The sequence below is a fragment of the Synechococcus sp. RC10A2 genome (genome assembly GCF_047502605.1).
On record NZ_JANSHP010000107.1, the window covers coordinates 20,004 to 37,576 of the forward strand.

Consider the following 17,573-nt stretch of genomic DNA (forward strand, 5'->3'; position numbering starts at 1 on the left):
GCCCCTCGCCCAACCCTCCACTGTAACTTTTGTTGTAAAGCCTGTAACGCTTTTGTAACGGATGATGAGCTGCTTTTGGCCGCTCTTTATAGAAGGTTAGAATGGAAGAATTTAAGCTCTAAGCATTCTCAGCCACCCATGGGGAACCCTCAGCGATGGCTCAGTTGGAGAAACAAGCCTTCCTGGAGCGATGGCGCGAGATTCTGGCCCCTTATTCCCTGGGCTATCGCCTTCGGCTGTTGTCGCAATTGGTGCGGCGGAAATTTCAGGCCTACCTGGAGCCCTTCGGCCTGACCGCTTCCCACTGGGTGGTGCTTTGCTGCCTCTGGGAAGAAGACGGGATCCCCACCTCCACTATCTGCGAGCGCCTGCAGCAGTTGGGGGGTACCATGACCGGTGTCTTGGACGGCATGGAGAAACGGGAGCTGATCCGGCGGCAGCGGGATCCCAAGGATCGGCGGATCTGGCGGGTTTACCTCACCCCTGCCGGAGAGAAGTTGAAAGAAATTTTGCCCCCTCTCATTTGGGAGTTGCGGGAGCAGACCTACGGCTGTCTCAGCTTAGAAGAACGGGCAACCCTGTCGCGGCTGGTGGATCGGCTGATTGCCCACTTGTCGGAGGAGTCGGAGGCCGCGGTGGTGGCAGAGCCGCACCATCGCTTGTCCTATTGACACTCCCACCCAGGGGATTCTTACGCAGCCCAAAATGGACTCGTAAAGGCGCTGTCAAGACGCCCCTAGACAGTCCTTTGAGGCATAACCTCAAAGTTCTGCTTACTTCGGACTGAAGTTCCTCCAGATTGCCGCATCTATGGGTTGACGGTTGAGCTGATGGGGATCCCTGCTGTGTTGCTCCTAGACTGTTCTCCCTTAAGTCTTTCCTCGGCTGAGGCGCGGGAGAAATTGCTGTATTTGCTGGCCCAACTGGCCTACCGCGAGGGATCCTTTACCCTCACGTCTGGGCAGCAAAGCACTTACTACATCAACTGCAAGCCGGTTACCCTCCACCCCCAGGGAGCCTACCTGGTGGGATCCCTGCTGCATCGGCTACTGCCCCCTGAGACCGAGGCAGTTGCCGGCATGACCTTGGGGGCGGATCCCTTGGTCACAGCGGTGAGTTTGGCCTCTCTGCAGGCTGAGCCGGCCAACCTGGCGGCCCTGATTGTCCGCAAAGAGCCTAAGGGACATGGCACCCAGGCCTGGATCGAGGGGCCGGAGTTGCCGGCGGGCAGCCGGGTTTGGATCTTGGAGGATGTGGTGACCACCGGCGGCTCGGCTCTCAAGGCTGTCGAGCGGGTGCGGGCAGCGGGCTATCGGGCAGAAGGGATCCTGGCTTTGGTGGATCGACTGGAAGGGGCAGAGGCCCGTTACCGCGAAATGGGGATCCCCTTTCGCCGCCTGTTTACCCTTGAAGAGGTGCGTGCCTGCCATCAGAGTCTCCGCCAGGGCTTGGTGGGCTGGCCGGTTTTGGGAGGTGAGGGGGGTTCCCAAGCCTGCTCTTGAGAGGCTCCCCATCTCTCCTCCGCTGCAAGAGCTGGCCAAGCCAAAAAGGCCGTTGGCGCTTTTGACCTTTGGTCTTGGTTTTGTCGATTGGTAGCTGTCATTGGGCTGTAGAAGTGACAGGATAGGCGGTGAAATAGGGCGAAAAGGGTTTAGCCATGCGCATGGGCAGACTCAGTGGCATCCTCTTGCACCCCACCTCGCTACCGGGGCCATTTGGCATCGGCGATCTGGGGCCGGCTGCCTACCGGTTTGTGGATTTTCTGGTGGAAAGCGGCCAGCGCCTCTGGCAGGTGCTGCCCCTTGGCCCCACCGGCTGGGGCAACTCCCCCTACATGAGCTTTTCTGCCATTGCCGGCAACCCACTGCTGATTAGCCCGGAGCTGCTGGTGAAAGCCGGCTGGCTGGAACCCAACGGCTGGCAGGATCTGCCCCAATGGCCAGCCATCCAGGCGGGGAATGCTGAGCGGGTGGACTACGAAACCGTGATCCCCTTCAAGCTGGGCTTGTTGCGCCGCGCCTGGGCCACCTTCAAAGACAAGGCCACCGCCGCCGACTGGGAAGCCTTTCAAGCCTACTGTGCTGCCGAGGCCGATTGGCTGCCGGACTACGCCCTGTTCATGGCCCTCAAAGAGGTGTATGGCGACCAGGAATGGACCCAATGGAATCCAGCCTTGGCACAACGGGATCCCCTGGCTTTGCAAGAGGCCCGTGACCGCCATGCCGATGCCATCACCCGGCAGATGTTTTGGCAGTATCTATTTGCCCAACAGTGGGGATCCCTAAGAGAGTACGCCCACCGGCATCAAGTGCAGCTCATCGGGGACATACCCATCTATGTCGCCCCCAACAGCGCCGATGTGTGGGCCAACCGGGAGCTGTTTCACCTGGATGAACAAGGACGGCCCTTGCAGGTAGCCGGCGTGCCCCCCGACTATTTCAGCCCCACCGGGCAGCGCTGGGGCAACCCCCTCTACAACTGGGAGGTGCTCAAGGCCCGCGGCTACGACTGGTGGATCCGGCGCATCCAGGCCATTCTCAAGCAGGTGGATTGCGTCCGCATCGACCACTTCCGCGGCTTCGAGAGCTACTGGGCCATCCCCGGCGCTGCGGAAACAGCGGTAGAAGGCGAGTGGCAAAAAGGGCCGGGGGCCGACTTCTTTCAGGCGCTGGCCGACAAGCTGGGGAAAATCCCGGTGATCGCCGAAGATCTGGGAGACATTACGCCGGAGGTGTTGCAACTGCGGGATCAATTTGGCCTGCCCGGCATGAAGGTGCTGCTCTTTGCCTTTGGCTCGGGGCCCGATAACCCCTATCTGCCTCACAGCTACGAGCGCAACTTCGTCGTCTACACCGGCACCCACGACAACAACACCGTGGTGGGCTGGTTTCATGACCCAGAACGCCCGGAGTGGGAAAAGCAAAACCTGTTGCGCTACCTGGGCTGCCAGGGATCCGACGGCATCCACTGGGATCTGATTCGCCTGGCCCTGGCTTCCGTGGCCGACCTGGCCATCATTCCCCTGCAAGATGTGATGGGCCTGGGGGCAGAGGCGCGCATGAACTTCCCCGGCAGGGCCGAGAACAACTGGGCCTGGCGCTACCGCGAGGAGATGCTGCGGCCGGAGCTGGCCCAGCGGCTGGCGGAGCTGAGCGTCACCTACGGGCGCATCTCTCCGCAAGAGTTGGAGCAACGGCGGGCAGCCCTGGCCCAAGAGCGGGCGGCTGGGTTCCCTGAAAGATTTTGAACCTCTTTTCTCAACGCCGTTCTTCGCTTGCCTCAGCAGAGACCTGTTCTCAAAGCCGCCAACAGCAGCAATTTGCCGGCACCAGGGATCCCAGCCAGATTCCAAACAAGAAGCCGGATCTCTAGTCCAGCGCTCGTGCCTGGGCCAGGAACTCCGCCACCGTCAGGGATCCCAGGTCTTGGCCGTGGCGCTGCCGCACGCTCACTGTGCCAGTTGCCTGCTCTTTTTCCCCCACAATCAGCATGAAGGGAACCTTGGCCTTCTCGGCATTGCGGATCTTTTTGGGCAGGCGCTCGCTGTCGGCATCGATGTGGACGCGGATCCCCTGTTCCCGCAGCTGATCCCGCACCTGGGTGGCATAGCCCAGGTATTGGTCGGAAACGGGCAAGATGCGCACCTGTTCCGGCGCAAGCCAAAAGGGAAAATCCCCCGCATACTCTTCAATGAGGATCCCGATGAGCCGCTCCAGCGAGCCAAAGGGAGCGCGGTGGATCATTACCGGCCGCTGCCGGGATCCGTCCTCGGCTACGTAGTACAAATCAAAGCGCTGCGGGTTTTGGTAGTCTACTTGCACCGTGCCCAACTGCCACTCCCGATCCAGCGCGTCGCGGAAGATAAAGTCCAGCTTCGGCCCGTAGAAAGCTGCCTCCCCGATCCCTTCAAAATAGGGCATCGACAACTTCTCCACAGCACGGCGAATGGCATTTTCAGCCATGTCCCATTCTTCCGGCGATCCCAGATACTTGTCAGACTTGGGATCGCGAAAGCTGAGGCGGGCACGGAAATTCTTGAGTTTGAGCTTGTCGAAGACTACCAGAATCAGATCCACAACCTTGAGAAACTCCTCCTCCAACTGATCGGGCCGGACAAAGAGATGGGCGTCGTCCACCGTAAAGCCGCGAACGCGGGTCAGGCCCCCCAGTTCCCCCGATTGTTCGTAGCGATAGACGGTGCCGAACTCGGCATAGCGCAGCGGCAAATCGCGGTAGGATCTCAGCTCTGATTTATAGATTTGGATGTGAAAAGGACAGTTCATCGGCTTCATGACAAAGCCCTGTTCAGCGGCGCGCGCCTCCTCGCTCTCGGCCATCATGGGAAACATGTCTTCCCGGTACTTCTGCCAGTGGCCGGAGATCTTGAACAGATCCACGCGGGCAATGTGGGGCGTCACCACCGGCAGATAGCCCCGCTTGAGCTGCTCCTGCTTGAGAAAATCCTCTAGCACCCAGCGCAGAGTAGTTCCTTTGGGGGTCCAAAGGGGCAGGCCCGGCCCCACTTCATCGGCAAATATAAATAGGCCCAGCTCCTTGCCCAGCTTACGGTGATCCCGCCGCTTGGCCTCTTCCAGCCGCCGCTTGTATTCCTTGAGCTCCTCCGGCGTCTCCCAGGCGGTGCCGTAGATGCGCTGGAGCTGCGGCTTGGTCTCGTCCCCCCGCCAATAGGCGCCGGCCACGCTGAGCAGGTCAAAAGCTTTGGGGTTGATCTCCTTCGTGTTTTCCACGTGGGGGCCGGCACAGAGATCCCACCACTCATCCCCCAGATGGTAGATGGTGATCGGCTCGCCTTCGGGAATGCTATCTAAAATCTCCAGCTTGTAAGGTTCGCCGAGGGCCTCGATGCGGCGCCTGGCCTCCTCCCGGCTCACCTCCTCGCGGATCACCGGCAAGCCTTTCTTGATGATCGCCTGCATTTCTTTTTTGATGCGCTCCAGATCTTCCGGCGTGAAGGGCTCGGGATGGTCAAAGTCGTAGTAAAAGCCATAGTCGGTCGTCGGGCCGATGGTTACCTGGGCCTTGGGAAACAGCCTTTGCACCGCCATCGCCAGGACGTGAGAGGTGGTGTGGCGGATGCGCTCCAGCTTGGGAGATTCGTGGGTACGCAGCAGCTTGAGGGGGCTGTTGGCCTGTTGAGGGGATGCGGCTGGTTGAGACATCGGAACCCGCTTGGCGACAAAAATGACTCTGCAGTGCTTTTATCTTAGTCTGAGGCCAGAACAGCCGGGATCCCCAACGGGGACAACTCTCTGTTTAAGAAAGACCGTCGCCTTTAAACCCACAGCTCGGCCAAGAAAAAGGGGGGAAAGCACACAGTATTCTAGAAGTGTCGCAAAGTGTCGCAACCTCTGAATTCATTCATGGTCTCTTCGCTCGCCAACCTTGCCGAACGCTCTGCCGCCGCCTCTGAACCGAAACCGGCCCCCCTTTCTGAGTCTGGAGTTGCTCCGGTCATAGCCGCCATCGATGTGGGCAGCAACTCCCTGCACATGGTGGTGGTGCGCATTAACCCCAATATCCCCAGCTTCACCATCATCTCCCGCGAAAAAGCCACCGTCCGGCTGGGGGAATTCTGCAGCCAGACGGGCGCCCTTACCCCTGCTGCCATGGAACGGGCCCGGACGGCTCTGGAGCGGTTTTGCCGCATTGCCGAGAGCTTTCAGGTGCAGGATATCGTTGCCGTGGCCACCAGCGCTGTGCGCGAGGCCCCCAATGGGCCGGAGTTCTTGAAGCGGATCGAGCAGGAGCTGGGCCTGCGCATCGAGCTGATCTCCGGCCAGGAGGAGGCCCGCCGCATCTACCTGGGGGTGCTCTCGGCCATGGAGTTCCACAATCGGCTGCACGCGGTGGTGGATATCGGCGGCGGCTCGACCGAGCTGATTCTGGGCAACGGCCAAGAGCCGGAGTTTCTACGCAGCATCAAGGTGGGGGCGGTGCGCCTGACCCAAGCTTTTTTGCACCACGATCCGCCCACCTCCGCCGAGCTGCAGGCGCTGCGGCAACATGTCCGCGGCATGCTGGAAGCTCCCATTGAGCAGATGCGGCGCATCGTCGAAGCCTCCCAACAGCCGGGATCCCTGACCTTGGTGGGCACCTCCGGCACCATCGAGTGCTTGGCCCAGTTGGATGCCCGCCGTCGGCTGGGCGCTGCCCCCACTCGCCTGCAGGGGTATGAGTTCAGCCTGGAAGCCCTGCGGGCCTATGTCAAAGAGCTGCGCTCCCTCACCGTGGCCGAACGGCAAAAACTGCCCGGCTTTGGGGAAAGACGCGGGGAGATCATCCTGGCTGGGGCCGTCATCTTGGAGGAGGTGATGACCCTGCTGGGGGTGGAGCGGATCCAGTTTTGCGAACGGGCCCTGCGGGAAGGGCTGATCGTGGATTGGATGATCGGCCAGGGGCTCATTGAAGATCGGCTGCGCTACCACAGCTCGGTGCGGCGGCGCAGCATCCTCAAGCTGGCGGAAAAATACCAGGTGGAGCTCCCCTATGCCGAGCGGGTAGCGGAGTTTGCCCTCAGTCTTTTCGATCAGACCCGCGGCATCCTGCACTCCTGGGGCTCCCGCGAGCGAGCTCTTCTCTGGGCGGCCGCCATGCTGCACAACTGCGGCCACTTCATCAGCCATGCCGCCCACCACAAGCACTCCTACTACCTGATCCGCCACGGGGAGCTGTTGGGCTTCAACGAGGAAGAGATAGAGGTGATCGCCAACCTGGCCCGCTACCACCGCAAGTCGCCCCCCAAGAAGAAGCACGAGAACTTTCAACGCCTCAGCAACGAGCGGGATCGCCAAGTTGTCCTCGAGCTCAGCCCCCTGCTGCGCATAGCCTGTGCTCTGGATCGCCGCCGCCTGCAGGCCATCCAAGCTCTCCACTGCCGTTTTCAGCTTCTGGGAGAAGGCCCCCGCTGCATGGAGCTGATTTTGGATCCCAGGCACCCCAACGACGACTGTGCCCTGGAGCTGTGGAGCTTGAACGAGAAGAAAAAGGTCTTCGAGCAACAGTTCAAGCTGCAGGTGATTCCCAAATTATCCACCCAGATCCAGCGCAGCGCGGATCCCTTTGAGGCAGCCGTCTAGCCAAGGGGCGTATAGTCGTTTCAAACAAGACGAAGACACTTTGCCGCCGACCCCCTCTACCCTCACCCCCGGCCCCTCTCCCAAAGGGAGAGGGGAGTTGGGGATAGTGCTCCGCACGGCCGGCGCGTCCGCGACAGCGTTGCGTAGCAATAACGACGCAGAGAAACGTTTCATTGCCATTTGAGATGGCTGTAACTACCAAGCTGCCGGTGAACGCCAATAGCTGGGCAAGCGGATCGTATTCCTTTAGCTACCGTTTGCACCAGCGGGATAAAGTTCTCGCGAGGCTGCACGGCAAGTTTTGCTCAGGGAGCGATGGTAATGGGCGAGGGGCTGGTTTGGGTGGCTCTTTGGCCGCCCCGCTCCAGGATCACCTCAACGAGGCCGTTGTTGACCGGCTGCATGTTGAAGGGCAGTTGCTGCTGGGTTTCGTAGAGGCCGGGCGCCACCTCCCGCATCTCCACCTCCGGCGTCACCCCGACGATGCGAAAAGCTGCCCGCCCCCCCGGATCCCCTCGCATCGTAACTTTGAGGATCTCGCCCATGCGCAGGTTGGTGCTGTTGGTGGTGACATTGAAAATCCGGGGCAGCCCAGCAGCGACAGGTGCGGAGACCGGCTGGATGGTGGAGCGGGTTCCCTTAGATCCATCGATTGCAAAAGGGAAGATCTCCCGGTGTTCCTGGCTGAGGCCATCCTTAGTGAGCACAATTCGCAAAACGGGGTTGCTGGCTTGGTGGGTGGGGGCCACCACGTAGGTGCCCTCGTAGTGGTGGGGTCGCACCTCCCGCATCGGCTGGTTCAGGGCCAAATTCCCCAAATCAAACTGGGCGATCCCCCCCGAGTCCCCCCAGATGGCAATGGTGAGAATATCCCCTTCCACCAGGTCGCGCTGGGGATCCAAGCGAATCGCCTCAATACGCGGATAGCGGTTGCCGACTGGAGCCAGAGGAGCAGGCTCAGGGGTGGCCGGTTGTGGCAGAGGGGATGGGGGCGGAAACACCGATTCCACCGGCGGGGGAGCGACATTGCCCAGGGCCAGTTGAGGGAGCCGCCGCTGAACGCGGGTCTCCCGTCCGTTGAGGCTCAGTTGGATACGAATATCGGGACTGAGGGCGCTGTCCTGAGGGCCAAGGGTGTAAACGGCGCGGTAATAGCCGGGCTGCACCTCCTGCATGGGCAAGCCCTGCACCAAGCTGCCGATATCCACGGTGGCCCTGCCGTTGGGAGTGGCCTGGGCCTCAACAGTCAGAGTTCCCCCTGGCGGCACCACTCCCGACTCAGGGGTAATCCGCGTTTGCAAGATTTCGGGTTGGACAGTCTTGGCCACCGGAGCAGGAGAGGGACGCAACTGCGCCACCGGAGCTGGCAAAGGCGGAAGCTGACCGCGATACACCAGCGCCTGGTGCAACAGCACCGCCCCCTCGGCTCGGCTGAGCACCCGATTGGGCCGCAGCCGGGCCGGATCCGGCACATTCACCAATAGCCCTGCTTCCCCTGCCATCGCCACAAAAGCCCGCCCCACCTCCGGCACCTCGGCAGCATCGGTGTACAGAGCCATCCAGCGCTCAATATCGTCCTGGTTGGGAGCAGGCAATTGCAGGGCCCGCACCAAAATAGCCAGGGCTTCCAGGTGGGTGAGATCTCCTTGCGGGCGAAACTCGTTGCCCTCGTACAGGCGCATCGCTCCCGCCTGCAGCACCGCTTGGGCCGTCCAATAGTCGGGGGTATTGGGCTCGAGATCCCGAATCTCTTGTACCTGGTTGGGGTTGGGGACGTAGCCGAAAAACTCCGTTAGCCACTGGGCCAATTCCAGACGAGTCAAGGTCGCCGACAGCGGCTCCTGGGTGAGCACCAGGTCCGTCTGGCGCTCCAGCGCTGCCACGTAGGCATCGGCCCAGGCCAGCGAGGCTTGCTGCTCGACCCCTTGCGACCAGGCCGGCAAGCTGAGGCTTGACCAGCCTAGCGTCCAACATAGGCCCAAGGCTAGGGGCCACGAGCACCGCATAGCTGTTACTCCTGTTCCGTTGACATCCCCTCAGAGCCAGCTTATCTCAAAGTTCCGCCGTGTCCTCAAGCCCTCGATGTCAGTCGCGATTGCGCCCTTTGGCAGTGGGATCCCCTACCCCAGGCGTTCCGGCTCACGCTGCCCTAGAGTTGAACTCAGAGGCTGTTAGGAGATCTTACCTATGCAAGGATGGGGCCTCGCTTGGCGGCAAACAGCTTGAGCAATTGTCTTGTAACTTGTAGCTGTGCATGCAACTCCTTATCATTGTGTTATAGACTCAAAGAGCCCTTTTGCCCCTAGTGCAGGGAGGAGTTTCATGGCTGGCAACACTGGAGAGCGACCTTTTGTCGATATTATTACCAGCGTCCGCTACTGGGTTATTCATGCCCTGACCATTCCCGCTTTGTTTTTGGCGGGTTGGCTTTTTGTCAGCACCGGCTTGGCTTATGATATCTTTGGCACCCCGCGCCCCAATGAGTATTTCACCGCAGAGCGGCAGGAGTTACCGATTGTCAGCGACCGCTTCAACGCTCTTGAGCAACTGGAAAAGTTAACTCGCTAGGAAAGAGCAGGGCCAGGCTGGCAACTCTTTAGTTGTTGCGATTTGTAAATCTATTTTGCGTTCCAAGATGCAGGATCTGGACTATGGCGACCAAATCTGTTAACAAACCTGACGAGCCTGTTTTCTACCCCGTTTTTACTGTCCGTTGGTTGGCGGTGCATACTTTGGCGATTCCAACCGTTTTCTTTTTGGGAGCTATTGCCGCAATGCAGTTTATTCAACGGTGAACCCCATGGCTGATCAACCTGAGAAGAATCCCAACACCCAGCCGGTAGAGCTAAACCGCACCTCCCTATACTTGGGCTTGCTGCTGGTGTTTGTGGTGGGGCTGTTGTTTTCCAGCTACTTTCTCAACTGAGACTTCACTTGTCTCTGGTCTTAAGTTGAGAAAAAGCTGCAGGGATCAATGTAGGCTTACCTTAGCCAGCCCTTGGTTCTCTTTGCAGACTACGGGTGCAACTTTTTAGACCTATCTTTTTCTTCTGGAGGCCAGTTGCTATGACTAGTCAGGCAAGGATCCCTCTGTGGATAGTGGCTGTGGTTGTCGGTTTGGGTGTGGTCACGGTGGTTGGGCTTTTCTTCTATGGCTCCTATACCGGTCTTGGAGCGCCCGTGTAGTTTAGACAAGTAGAGGAGGGCGAGGGGCAGTAATCTAGACAGATCCCTCGCTCTGTTTCGTTTCGGGGTATGCGGGTCAGCTAGAAACCGCGGGAGCTCCCCTGTACCCCCCTATATCCCCCCGCCCAGCCCCCCTGTATCCCCCCGTATACGGGGGGACTGGGGGGCCGGGGGCCGGGCCGGTCAGTGACGGGAGGAATGCGGTCTGTTGATGTATAGTTACAGCATGCCCCAAGTCTTGACTATCAAACTGTTCGCGCTAGCGGGACGGAGTCCTTAGGTATCGGAGTCGCAAGCCGCCAAGCTGGATGCTACTCTGGACGCCTTTGTGCAGGCCTTGAACTGGGTGAATGAGAACACACCAGAGAAGATAGTCAACGCCGTCAAGCTCCAATCTCTCTGCTAGCGCGAGATTCGTACCTGCTTTGGGCTATCCTGGCACAACAGGTATGCAGACGGGTGGCAGGGTCGCGTAAGGTTGCCCGGCAACAGAACTGTCCGGTCAAGGCCTTCAAGGCAGGCTTCGTGACCTACGATGCCCGCATCTTTTCCTTCCGCGAGAACGACTGGACGGTGTCGCTGACCACCGTAGAGGGTCGGGAACGCTTTGAGTTGGCCATTGGCAACTATCAACGAGGGATGCTGGCCGGCACCAATCCCAAATCGGCCACGTTGGTCAAACGCAAAGAGGGTTCTCACTACATCCAGATTGGCGTCGAGCCAGACACCCCCAAGGCGATGGGGGTGGACTTGGGGAGGAGAGATATTGCCCATACCTCAGAGGAGGACAACTGGAATGGACAGCCGTTGAACCAGGTCAGAGACCACTCCTCCCGGCTGCGGGCGTCACTTCAACGCAAAGCCAGTCAGGGCACAAGATCTAGTCGGCGCAGATGCCGCCAACTCTTGCAACGGCTGTCTGGTCAGGAGAGACGCTTGCAAACCTGGGTCAATCCCTGCATCTCCAAAGCGATTGTGTCGAGGGCGCAGGCCACCCACAGTTTTATTGCCCTGGAAGACCTGAGTGGCATTAGGGAGCGCACCAACCGACAGCCGCGCAGTTAAGATAGAGCGGCGGCGGTCGAATAGTTGGGCGTTCTATCAACTGAAGCAGTTTGTGCAGTACAAGGCGCTGCGGGCCGGGATCCAGGTTGGGGTGGTGCCGCCTGCCTACAGCTCGCAGACCTGCCACCCGTGCCTGTGGATTGGGCAACGGGAAGGGAAGCATTTTCGTTGTGTGAACTCGGTCTGTGGCTGGAAAGGGGATGCAGATTTTAACGGTGCCAACGTGATTGCATTATTGGGGGCTGCTGTAAACCAGCCCCCCTACCTCCCCCCGTATACGGGGGGTTGGGGAGCGGTCGGAGCCCGGTAGTTTACACATCTCCCGTGAAGGGGAAGGGTGGCTTTGACACTCCCACCCAGGGGATTCTTACGCAGCCCAAAGTGGACTCGCGAAGGCGCTGTCAAGACGCCCCTAGACAGTCCTTTGAGGCATAACCTCAAAGTTCTGCTTACTTCGGACTTAAGTTCCTCCAGGTTAGTTATTGCCACGCGGGTTTTGCACCGCAGTAGGTTGTTTTCCTGGAGAAGCTCTGTACTAATAACAAAGAAGCAACTAAAGTGGCTCAAGGGCTTTTCCGCCGCGTACTCAAGTACGGGGCTACCAAGCTATCCTCTTGTGTAAGAGCAACGTGGCTACAGAGAAACGTGTTGAGCCAGCACAGCAGTCAGATGTTCTCTTTCTTGAAACAGACAGCGGCGCGAGCTGCTCTGGTCAGCTTCGGCTCAATTTTGCTGGCCGAAATGGGCGATAAAACCCAGTTGGCCACCCTGCTCCTCAGCGCCCACTCGCAAAATCTTGGGGTGATCTTCTGCGGAGCTGCTGCTGCCCTAATCAGCACCAGCTTCATTGGGGTATGGGCGGGGGCTTGGGTAGCGCGAGTCATCCCCCCCCGCTGGATCAAAACCTCGGCAGGCGTGGGGTTCCTCCTGATCGGCCTATCTCTGCTCTGGGGATCCCTGCCCATAGCTGGCTGAGCAGAGGCCTTCAGGATGGCTCCGGCAAAGCATGTTACGATTAAGGACGCCTCGCACTCCACCTGAGTGCCTCACTTTATGCCGGACAACCGGTCAGGAAGACCAGCATGGCCAAAAAACGCAACCTGAAGCGGGAAAAAGCCGAGCGCAACCGCGAGTATGCCAAGCAGTTTCAGAAAAGTCGTGCTCGCAATAGCCGCCGCTTCCGTTCTGTTCCTCGGGATCAGGAGGCCAGCGCTGGCGAAGAACAGCAGCCGTGATGGCAAGTTCGTCGAGAGGCTCTGTTGACCAACACCCTGACCGGAGCTAGCCCAGCAAAGCTGCTATTGTAGGCAGGGGTGGGCTGGAGCGGATAGCCATGAAGTACCGACGTATTCTGCTGAAGCTGAGCGGTGAAGCCCTGATGGGGGAACGTCCCTACGGGATTGACCCCGAGGTCTTGCAGTCCATTGCCAGTGAAGTAGCCTCGGTGGTGCGGGCGGGCGTGCAGGTGGCGATCGTGGTGGGAGGGGGCAATATCTGGCGCGGGCGCAAGGAAGCGGCTGCCCAGGGGATGGATCAAGCTTCTGCTGACTACGTGGGGATGTTGGCCACCGTCATCAACGCCTTAACCTTGCAAGATGCCATCGAGCGGGCCGGGATCCCGACGCGGGTGCAGACGGCCATTGCCATGCAGGAGGTGGCAGAGCCTTACATTCGTCGCCGCGCCATTCGTCACCTGGAAAAAGGGCGGGTGGTGATCTTTGGGGCAGGCTCTGGAAATCCCTTCTTCACCACCGACACGACTGCGGCCTTGCGGGCGGCGGAGATCGATGCCGAGGTGATCTTCAAAGCCACCAAGGTGGACGGGGTTTATGACGCGGATCCCAAGACCCATCCTCAGGCCCGCCGCTACGATGTCCTCAGCTACCAGGATGTGCTTACCCGCGATCTGCGGGTGATGGACAGCACTGCCATCGCCCTCTGCAAAGAAAATCAACTACCCATCGTGGTTTTCGACTTGACCACTCCCGGCAACATCTACCGGGTGGTGCAAGGGGAGCCCATCGGCACTTGGATTGGACAAACAACTCCCAAGAGCAATGGGATCCCTGCCCGCCTGGCCCAGGAGAGCGGATCCTAAGTGGGATAGGCCGAGGCTACACTGGGGGTGGCCCTAACTGACCGGTGACGGCCTGAAGATCTCTTCTGGCCACGCTAACCTGGCCAGAGGATGTGCTGTCGCGATGTGGAGGGGAAGGCGATGACCGATCACCGCGATCCCGCCTCGCCCGAAGGCCTGATCGCCCAAAGTGCTCCGCCCCGCTGCCGCCAACGCTGGGGTCGCCGTCTAGTGCAAGGCTTAGCTTTCCTGGTGGCCTTGGCCGTTGGATTTGGCTACTGGCGCTGGCAGACCTGGCTTCAGCCGCTGGGTGGCCCAGAGCCAATCCAGGTGGTGATCCAGCCGGGCAGCAGCAGCCGTTTAATCGGGAAACAACTGCACCAAGCGGGGGTGATCCGCTCTGCCTTGGCCTGGGAGCTGTGGAGCCGCACCTTTGGACGCGACTGGCTGTTTCAGGCAGGTACCTACGCTTTGGATCCCAACCAAGACATGCTATCCGTAGCCCGACAACTGCGGCAGGGCCGGATTCTGCAGCGGCGGCTGACCATCCCGGAGGGCTGGCGGATCGAGCAGATGGCGGCGGCCTTGGCGGAGCGCAACTGGTTGGCAGCCGATGTTTTCATCGCCACGGCCCGCGTGATCCCTCCCCTCGATTGGCTGCCCCCCAGCTTGAACTCCCTGGAAGGCTACCTCTTCCCCGACACCTATCTTTTTCCTGTCGAACAGGTGGAGGGATCCCTGCCGGATCAGCAAAAAGCCGAGATTGTCATCAACGCCATGCTGCAGCGGTTTGCCGCCGTGGCCCTACCCCTGTTTCGCCAGCACACTACTTCCCTCTCCTTGCATGAGTGGGTTACCTTGGCCAGCATTGTGGAGCGGGAGGCCGCCGTGCCGGAGGAGCGTGCCTTAATCGCGGGCGTCTTTTTGAACCGGCTCAAAAAGGGAATGCCCTTGGGAGCCGATCCGACGGTGGAATATGCCCTGAACATCCAGCAGACGCCAGATCGCCGCCTCACCCTTGCCGAGGTGCGTACCCCCTCCCCCTACAACACCTACCTCACCCCCGGCTTGCCCCCTGGCCCCATCGCCAGTCCGGGCTTGGCCAGCCTCAAAGCCGTTTTGGAGCCTGAGGAGACCGATTACCTCTACTTTGTGGCCCGCTACGACGGCACCCATGTTTTCAGCAAGACCCTAGCCGAGCACGAGGCAGCTCAACGGCAAATCCTCCGCGAGCGGCAGGGATCCCCGCCCACTTCGCAATGAGAAGGTCAGGAGCATTGGCAGTTGGTGGCTGAAAAGGTTCTCGATGGTACGCAAACCTTGGTTCAAGCTCCTGCAACCGGATGTGGTGGTGGCCGGCACTGTCTTGCGGCTGCGGGCAGAAGATCTGTTGGCCTGGCAGGTGAGGGGCGTCATCTTCGACGTGGACGACACGCTGGTGCCGATCCGCCAGGCTGAGGTGGATCCGGCTGTGGCCGCCTGGCTGGAGCAATTGCGCCCCCACTTTCAGATTTGGCTGGTGAGCAACAACCTCAACCGCAACCGCATTCGCCAAATCGGCGAGAGCTTGAACCTGCCTTCCATTCACGGCGCCGGCAAACCCTCGCGGCGCGCTCTGCGGCGGGCTGTGGCGCAAATGAACCTGCCGGTGGAGGCGGTGGCCATCGTGGGCGATCGCCTGTGGACGGATATCCTGGCGGGCAATCGGCTGGGCTTGGTTACCGTATTGGTCAACTCCCTCCTGCCCAAGACTCTGGAGAAGAGCCCTGCGGCCATCCTGGATCCCCGCGTTTGAGAGATTCTTTGGACAACCTCACCCCCGTCCCCTCTCCCAGAGGGAGAGGGGAGCTAGGAAATAACGTAACGAGCCGTTTCATTTTTGAAATGACTCTATAGGTTGTCAGGGGGTGGCGCATCCGCAAGTTGAAATCGAGAGACAGCTTGCAGAACTGACCCATCTGCCCAAGTTTTTTGTAGAGTGACGGCAGTGAGCCGGCTCCGGCATTGGGCCCGCCGGGTGGCGGTGTAAAGGCAGCGTCAAATTCAAAGGTTAAGCATGCAAACCATCCCTGTCGTCAAGTCCGCCATGCAACGGGTGAAGTCCATGATGCAGAAATCGCTGCGGTCTGTTCCCATCTCTCACCGTCCCAAGTCTCTGTTGATATCCCAGGGACGGAGTTTAATTAAGCTGAGCAGCCTGCTGGCCTTGCCCTTGCTGGTCTCGGCATGGCCCGCTTGGGCCTTGACCTTGGTGGCCCGTCCGGATCTACGCAGCCTCAAACGGGCACAAGTCATTCGGGTGGTCGATTACAACACCCTGGTTGTCCAGCTCGAAGGGGACTTGAATTTGCGGCTGGTGCAACTGATCGGGATTGCTCCTCTGCCGGCAGAGCTCAATCCTACGTGGACGAAGCTGCGCGGGCAAACCCCTCTGCCCATCTCCAATGCTGGTCAATACCTGCAGACGGCTTTGCTGGGGCGCGAGGTTTTCTTGGAGTTGGATCCCGCTCTGGCCCCCACCCCCACCCTGCCTGCCTACGTTTGGCGGGCCAATACCCTCATCAACCAGGAAATGCTGTTTTTGGGGCATGGCCTACTGTCGCCGCAAACCAATGGCCTCAAGTACGGCGTCATTCTCAAAGAGGCAGCCAATGCGGCAAGGCAACAGGGGCGCGGCTATTGGACGCCCTATGGCCCTCGCTAGAGGGAAGCCAAAGACAGGTCCAGAGCCGCCTGGCCCTTGGGGATGGCTCTCAACTTCAACAAACAGTTTCAACGGCTCTTCGGGAGAGGCGCTCCACCCCAGATCCCGTCCAAAAGGCGGGAGCGAGCCGTTCTCTCGAGATTGCTCACCTTTTGTATTTTCTTAGTATTTAGCCTGCTTATATATGATGATCTCAGGCGGGCTTTCGATCCTGGGCTGCCGAGTTCGCTGGGTTGGAAGGGATCCCGCTGGGTGATTTGGAGTTCCCTATGGCGGATGAACTGCCGTTTACCCTGGATCAGCTCCTCATCGTTCAGGCGATTGCGCAGCAGGGGAGTTTTCGGCGGGCTGCGGAGAGCCTGTTTGTCTCCCAGCCAGCGGTCAGCTTGCAGGTGCAGAACCTGGAGCGACAGTTGGGAGTGGTGTTGTTTGACCGCGGCGGGCGCAAGGTGGAGCTGACGGATGCGGGGCAGGTGTTGCTGCACTACAGCGAGCGCATCCTCAAGCTCTGCCGGGAAGCGGTTCAAGCTCTGGCCAATTTGCAAGAGATGGGAGGGGGGCACTTGGTTTTGGGGGCCAGCCAAACGGTGGGCACCTACGTCATGCCCTCTTTGATCGCGCAGTATCACCGCAGCTATCCCCAGATTTCGGTGCAGCTCTTGGTGCAATCCACACGGCGAATTGCCCAGAAGCTGGTGGAGGGTCGGCTGGATCTGGCCATTGTCGGCGGGGAGATCCCCTTTGACTTACAGCGGCATTTGAAGGTGATTGCTCTGGCGGAAGACGAATACGTGTTGGTCGGCGCCCCCAGCTGTGCCCTCGATGCTCCCGCCCTTGTGGATCTGTTGACTTTGCCCTTCATTACCCTGGATCCCCAGTCTTCCACGCGGCAGACCATCGACCGGGTGCTGAATCGCCACGGCATCAACCCGGGCCAGCTAAATGTACGGCTGGAACTCAGCTCGATTGAGGCAATCAAGAATGCCGTCCAGGCTGGCTTGGGGGTGGCTTTTTTGTCGATGGTGGCGGTGGGCTCCGACTTGGAGCAAGGGCGGCTGAAAAAGCTGGCGGTGGAAGGGCTGCAGATACGGCGCACCCTTTGGCTGGCGTTTAACCCGGAGCGCTATCAATCGCAGGCGGCCACCCGCTTTCGCGAGGGGCTGCTGAGCTGCCAAGACTGGCTGAAAACTCCCCCTCCCCACTTACAGTTGCTCGCTTGAGTGACATCCTCTCCCGCTAAGCCCTGACGGGCTGTAGACGGGAGCTTCCGAGAATCACTTCTCGGAGTTGCTGCTTCAACGGACTGGTAAACCAGGATCCTCCACAGCCAGAGAGCGGCAGTCCCACCGCCCCCCTATATCCCCCCGTATACGGGGGGACCTGAGTCCACGCTTCAAAATCTCGATAGCAGCGTTCAAGTCTCTGTCCCACGACCCGCAACGAG

At 59.9% G+C, this 17,573-nt stretch carries 17 protein-coding genes and 1 pseudogene; 16 read left to right on the plus strand and 2 right to left on the minus strand.

Annotated elements, in window-relative coordinates; translation table 11 throughout:
* The first annotated feature begins 155 nt into the window (after positions 1–155).
* The 3 genes from NW848_RS15090 to malQ all read left to right on the plus strand — a co-directional run bounded on the left by NW848_RS15090 (position 156) and on the right by malQ (position 3,247).
* Positions 156–671 carry a MarR family winged helix-turn-helix transcriptional regulator gene (locus tag NW848_RS15090; RefSeq protein ID WP_099812831.1) on the plus strand — a complete coding sequence of 172 codons (516 nt, stop codon included), beginning with the start codon at positions 156–158 and terminating at the stop codon, positions 669–671.
* Between the two features lie 159 nt (positions 672–830).
* Positions 831–1,502: an orotate phosphoribosyltransferase gene (gene pyrE / locus NW848_RS15095; protein WP_099813326.1), complete on the plus strand. Its 672-nt coding sequence runs from the start codon at positions 831–833 to the stop codon at positions 1,500–1,502.
* 155 nt (positions 1,503–1,657) lie between these two features.
* Positions 1,658–3,247, plus strand: coding sequence for a 4-alpha-glucanotransferase (malQ, locus tag NW848_RS15100; protein WP_414402486.1), 1,590 nt, complete (start codon positions 1,658–1,660; stop codon positions 3,245–3,247).
* A gap of 121 nt (positions 3,248–3,368) precedes the next feature.
* Here the strand turns inward: malQ and thrS are convergent, their stop codons facing one another.
* Positions 3,369–5,180, minus strand: coding sequence for a threonine--tRNA ligase (gene thrS, locus NW848_RS15105; protein WP_414402487.1), 1,812 nt, complete (start codon positions 5,178–5,180; stop codon positions 3,369–3,371).
* A gap of 201 nt (positions 5,181–5,381) precedes the next feature.
* Between thrS and NW848_RS15110 the strand changes: the two genes are divergently transcribed.
* Positions 5,382–7,097: a Ppx/GppA phosphatase family protein gene (locus tag NW848_RS15110; RefSeq protein ID WP_240531066.1), complete on the plus strand. Its 1,716-nt coding sequence runs from the start codon at positions 5,382–5,384 to the stop codon at positions 7,095–7,097.
* Positions 7,098–7,402: 305 nt separating this feature from the next.
* Here NW848_RS15110 and NW848_RS15115 read toward each other — a convergent pair whose 3' ends face one another.
* Entirely contained in the window at positions 7,403–9,103 is a 1,701-nt protein-coding gene (locus NW848_RS15115; protein WP_099812837.1) for an S-layer homology domain-containing protein, read from the minus strand.
* A gap of 316 nt (positions 9,104–9,419) precedes the next feature.
* Here NW848_RS15115 and psbE point away from each other — a divergent pair, with 316 nt between their 5' ends.
* From psbE to NW848_RS15175, 12 genes and pseudogenes are all read left to right on the plus strand, one after another.
* Positions 9,420–9,665, plus strand: a complete 246-nt coding sequence (psbE, locus tag NW848_RS15120; protein WP_011431225.1) for a cytochrome b559 subunit alpha — start codon at positions 9,420–9,422, stop codon at positions 9,663–9,665.
* 83 nt (positions 9,666–9,748) lie between these two features.
* Complete coding sequence (gene psbF, locus NW848_RS15125; RefSeq protein WP_011431224.1) at positions 9,749–9,892, plus strand: cytochrome b559 subunit beta; 144 nt, start codon at positions 9,749–9,751, stop codon at positions 9,890–9,892.
* A gap of 5 nt (positions 9,893–9,897) precedes the next feature.
* A complete protein-coding gene (locus tag NW848_RS15130; protein WP_011431223.1) occupies positions 9,898–10,023 on the plus strand; it encodes a photosystem II reaction center protein L in 126 nt (41 codons plus the stop codon).
* 140 nt (positions 10,024–10,163) lie between these two features.
* The gene (locus tag NW848_RS15135; RefSeq protein ID WP_011431222.1) at positions 10,164–10,283 is read left to right on the plus strand and encodes a photosystem II reaction center protein J; all 120 of its coding nucleotides are present in this window, start codon (positions 10,164–10,166) and stop codon (positions 10,281–10,283) included.
* 304 nt (positions 10,284–10,587) lie between these two features.
* Positions 10,588–11,658, plus strand: a pseudogene (locus NW848_RS15140) (RNA-guided endonuclease InsQ/TnpB family protein).
* A 359-nt stretch (positions 11,659–12,017) separates the two neighbouring features.
* The gene (locus NW848_RS15145) at positions 12,018–12,323 is read left to right on the plus strand and encodes a TMEM165/GDT1 family protein (protein WP_099812838.1); all 306 of its coding nucleotides are present in this window, start codon (positions 12,018–12,020) and stop codon (positions 12,321–12,323) included.
* A gap of 107 nt (positions 12,324–12,430) precedes the next feature.
* Entirely contained in the window at positions 12,431–12,583 is a 153-nt protein-coding gene (locus tag NW848_RS15150) for a hypothetical protein (RefSeq protein WP_011431218.1), read from the plus strand.
* Between the two features lie 98 nt (positions 12,584–12,681).
* On the plus strand, positions 12,682–13,446 hold the full coding sequence (pyrH, locus tag NW848_RS15155) for a UMP kinase (protein ID WP_011431217.1): 765 nt from the start codon (positions 12,682–12,684) through the stop codon (positions 13,444–13,446).
* Between the two features lie 120 nt (positions 13,447–13,566).
* Complete coding sequence (gene mltG, locus NW848_RS15160; protein ID WP_011431216.1) at positions 13,567–14,688, plus strand: endolytic transglycosylase MltG; 1,122 nt, start codon at positions 13,567–13,569, stop codon at positions 14,686–14,688.
* A gap of 43 nt (positions 14,689–14,731) precedes the next feature.
* On the plus strand, positions 14,732–15,220 hold the full coding sequence (locus tag NW848_RS15165; RefSeq protein WP_011431215.1) for a YqeG family HAD IIIA-type phosphatase: 489 nt from the start codon (positions 14,732–14,734) through the stop codon (positions 15,218–15,220).
* Positions 15,221–15,481: 261 nt separating this feature from the next.
* Positions 15,482–16,129 (plus strand): thermonuclease family protein, encoded by a 648-nt coding sequence (locus NW848_RS15170; protein WP_011431214.1) that lies wholly within the window; start codon positions 15,482–15,484, stop codon positions 16,127–16,129.
* 269 nt (positions 16,130–16,398) lie between these two features.
* A complete protein-coding gene (locus NW848_RS15175; protein WP_011431213.1) occupies positions 16,399–17,349 on the plus strand; it encodes a LysR substrate-binding domain-containing protein in 951 nt (316 codons plus the stop codon).
* The last annotated feature ends 224 nt before the right edge of the window (positions 17,350–17,573 follow it).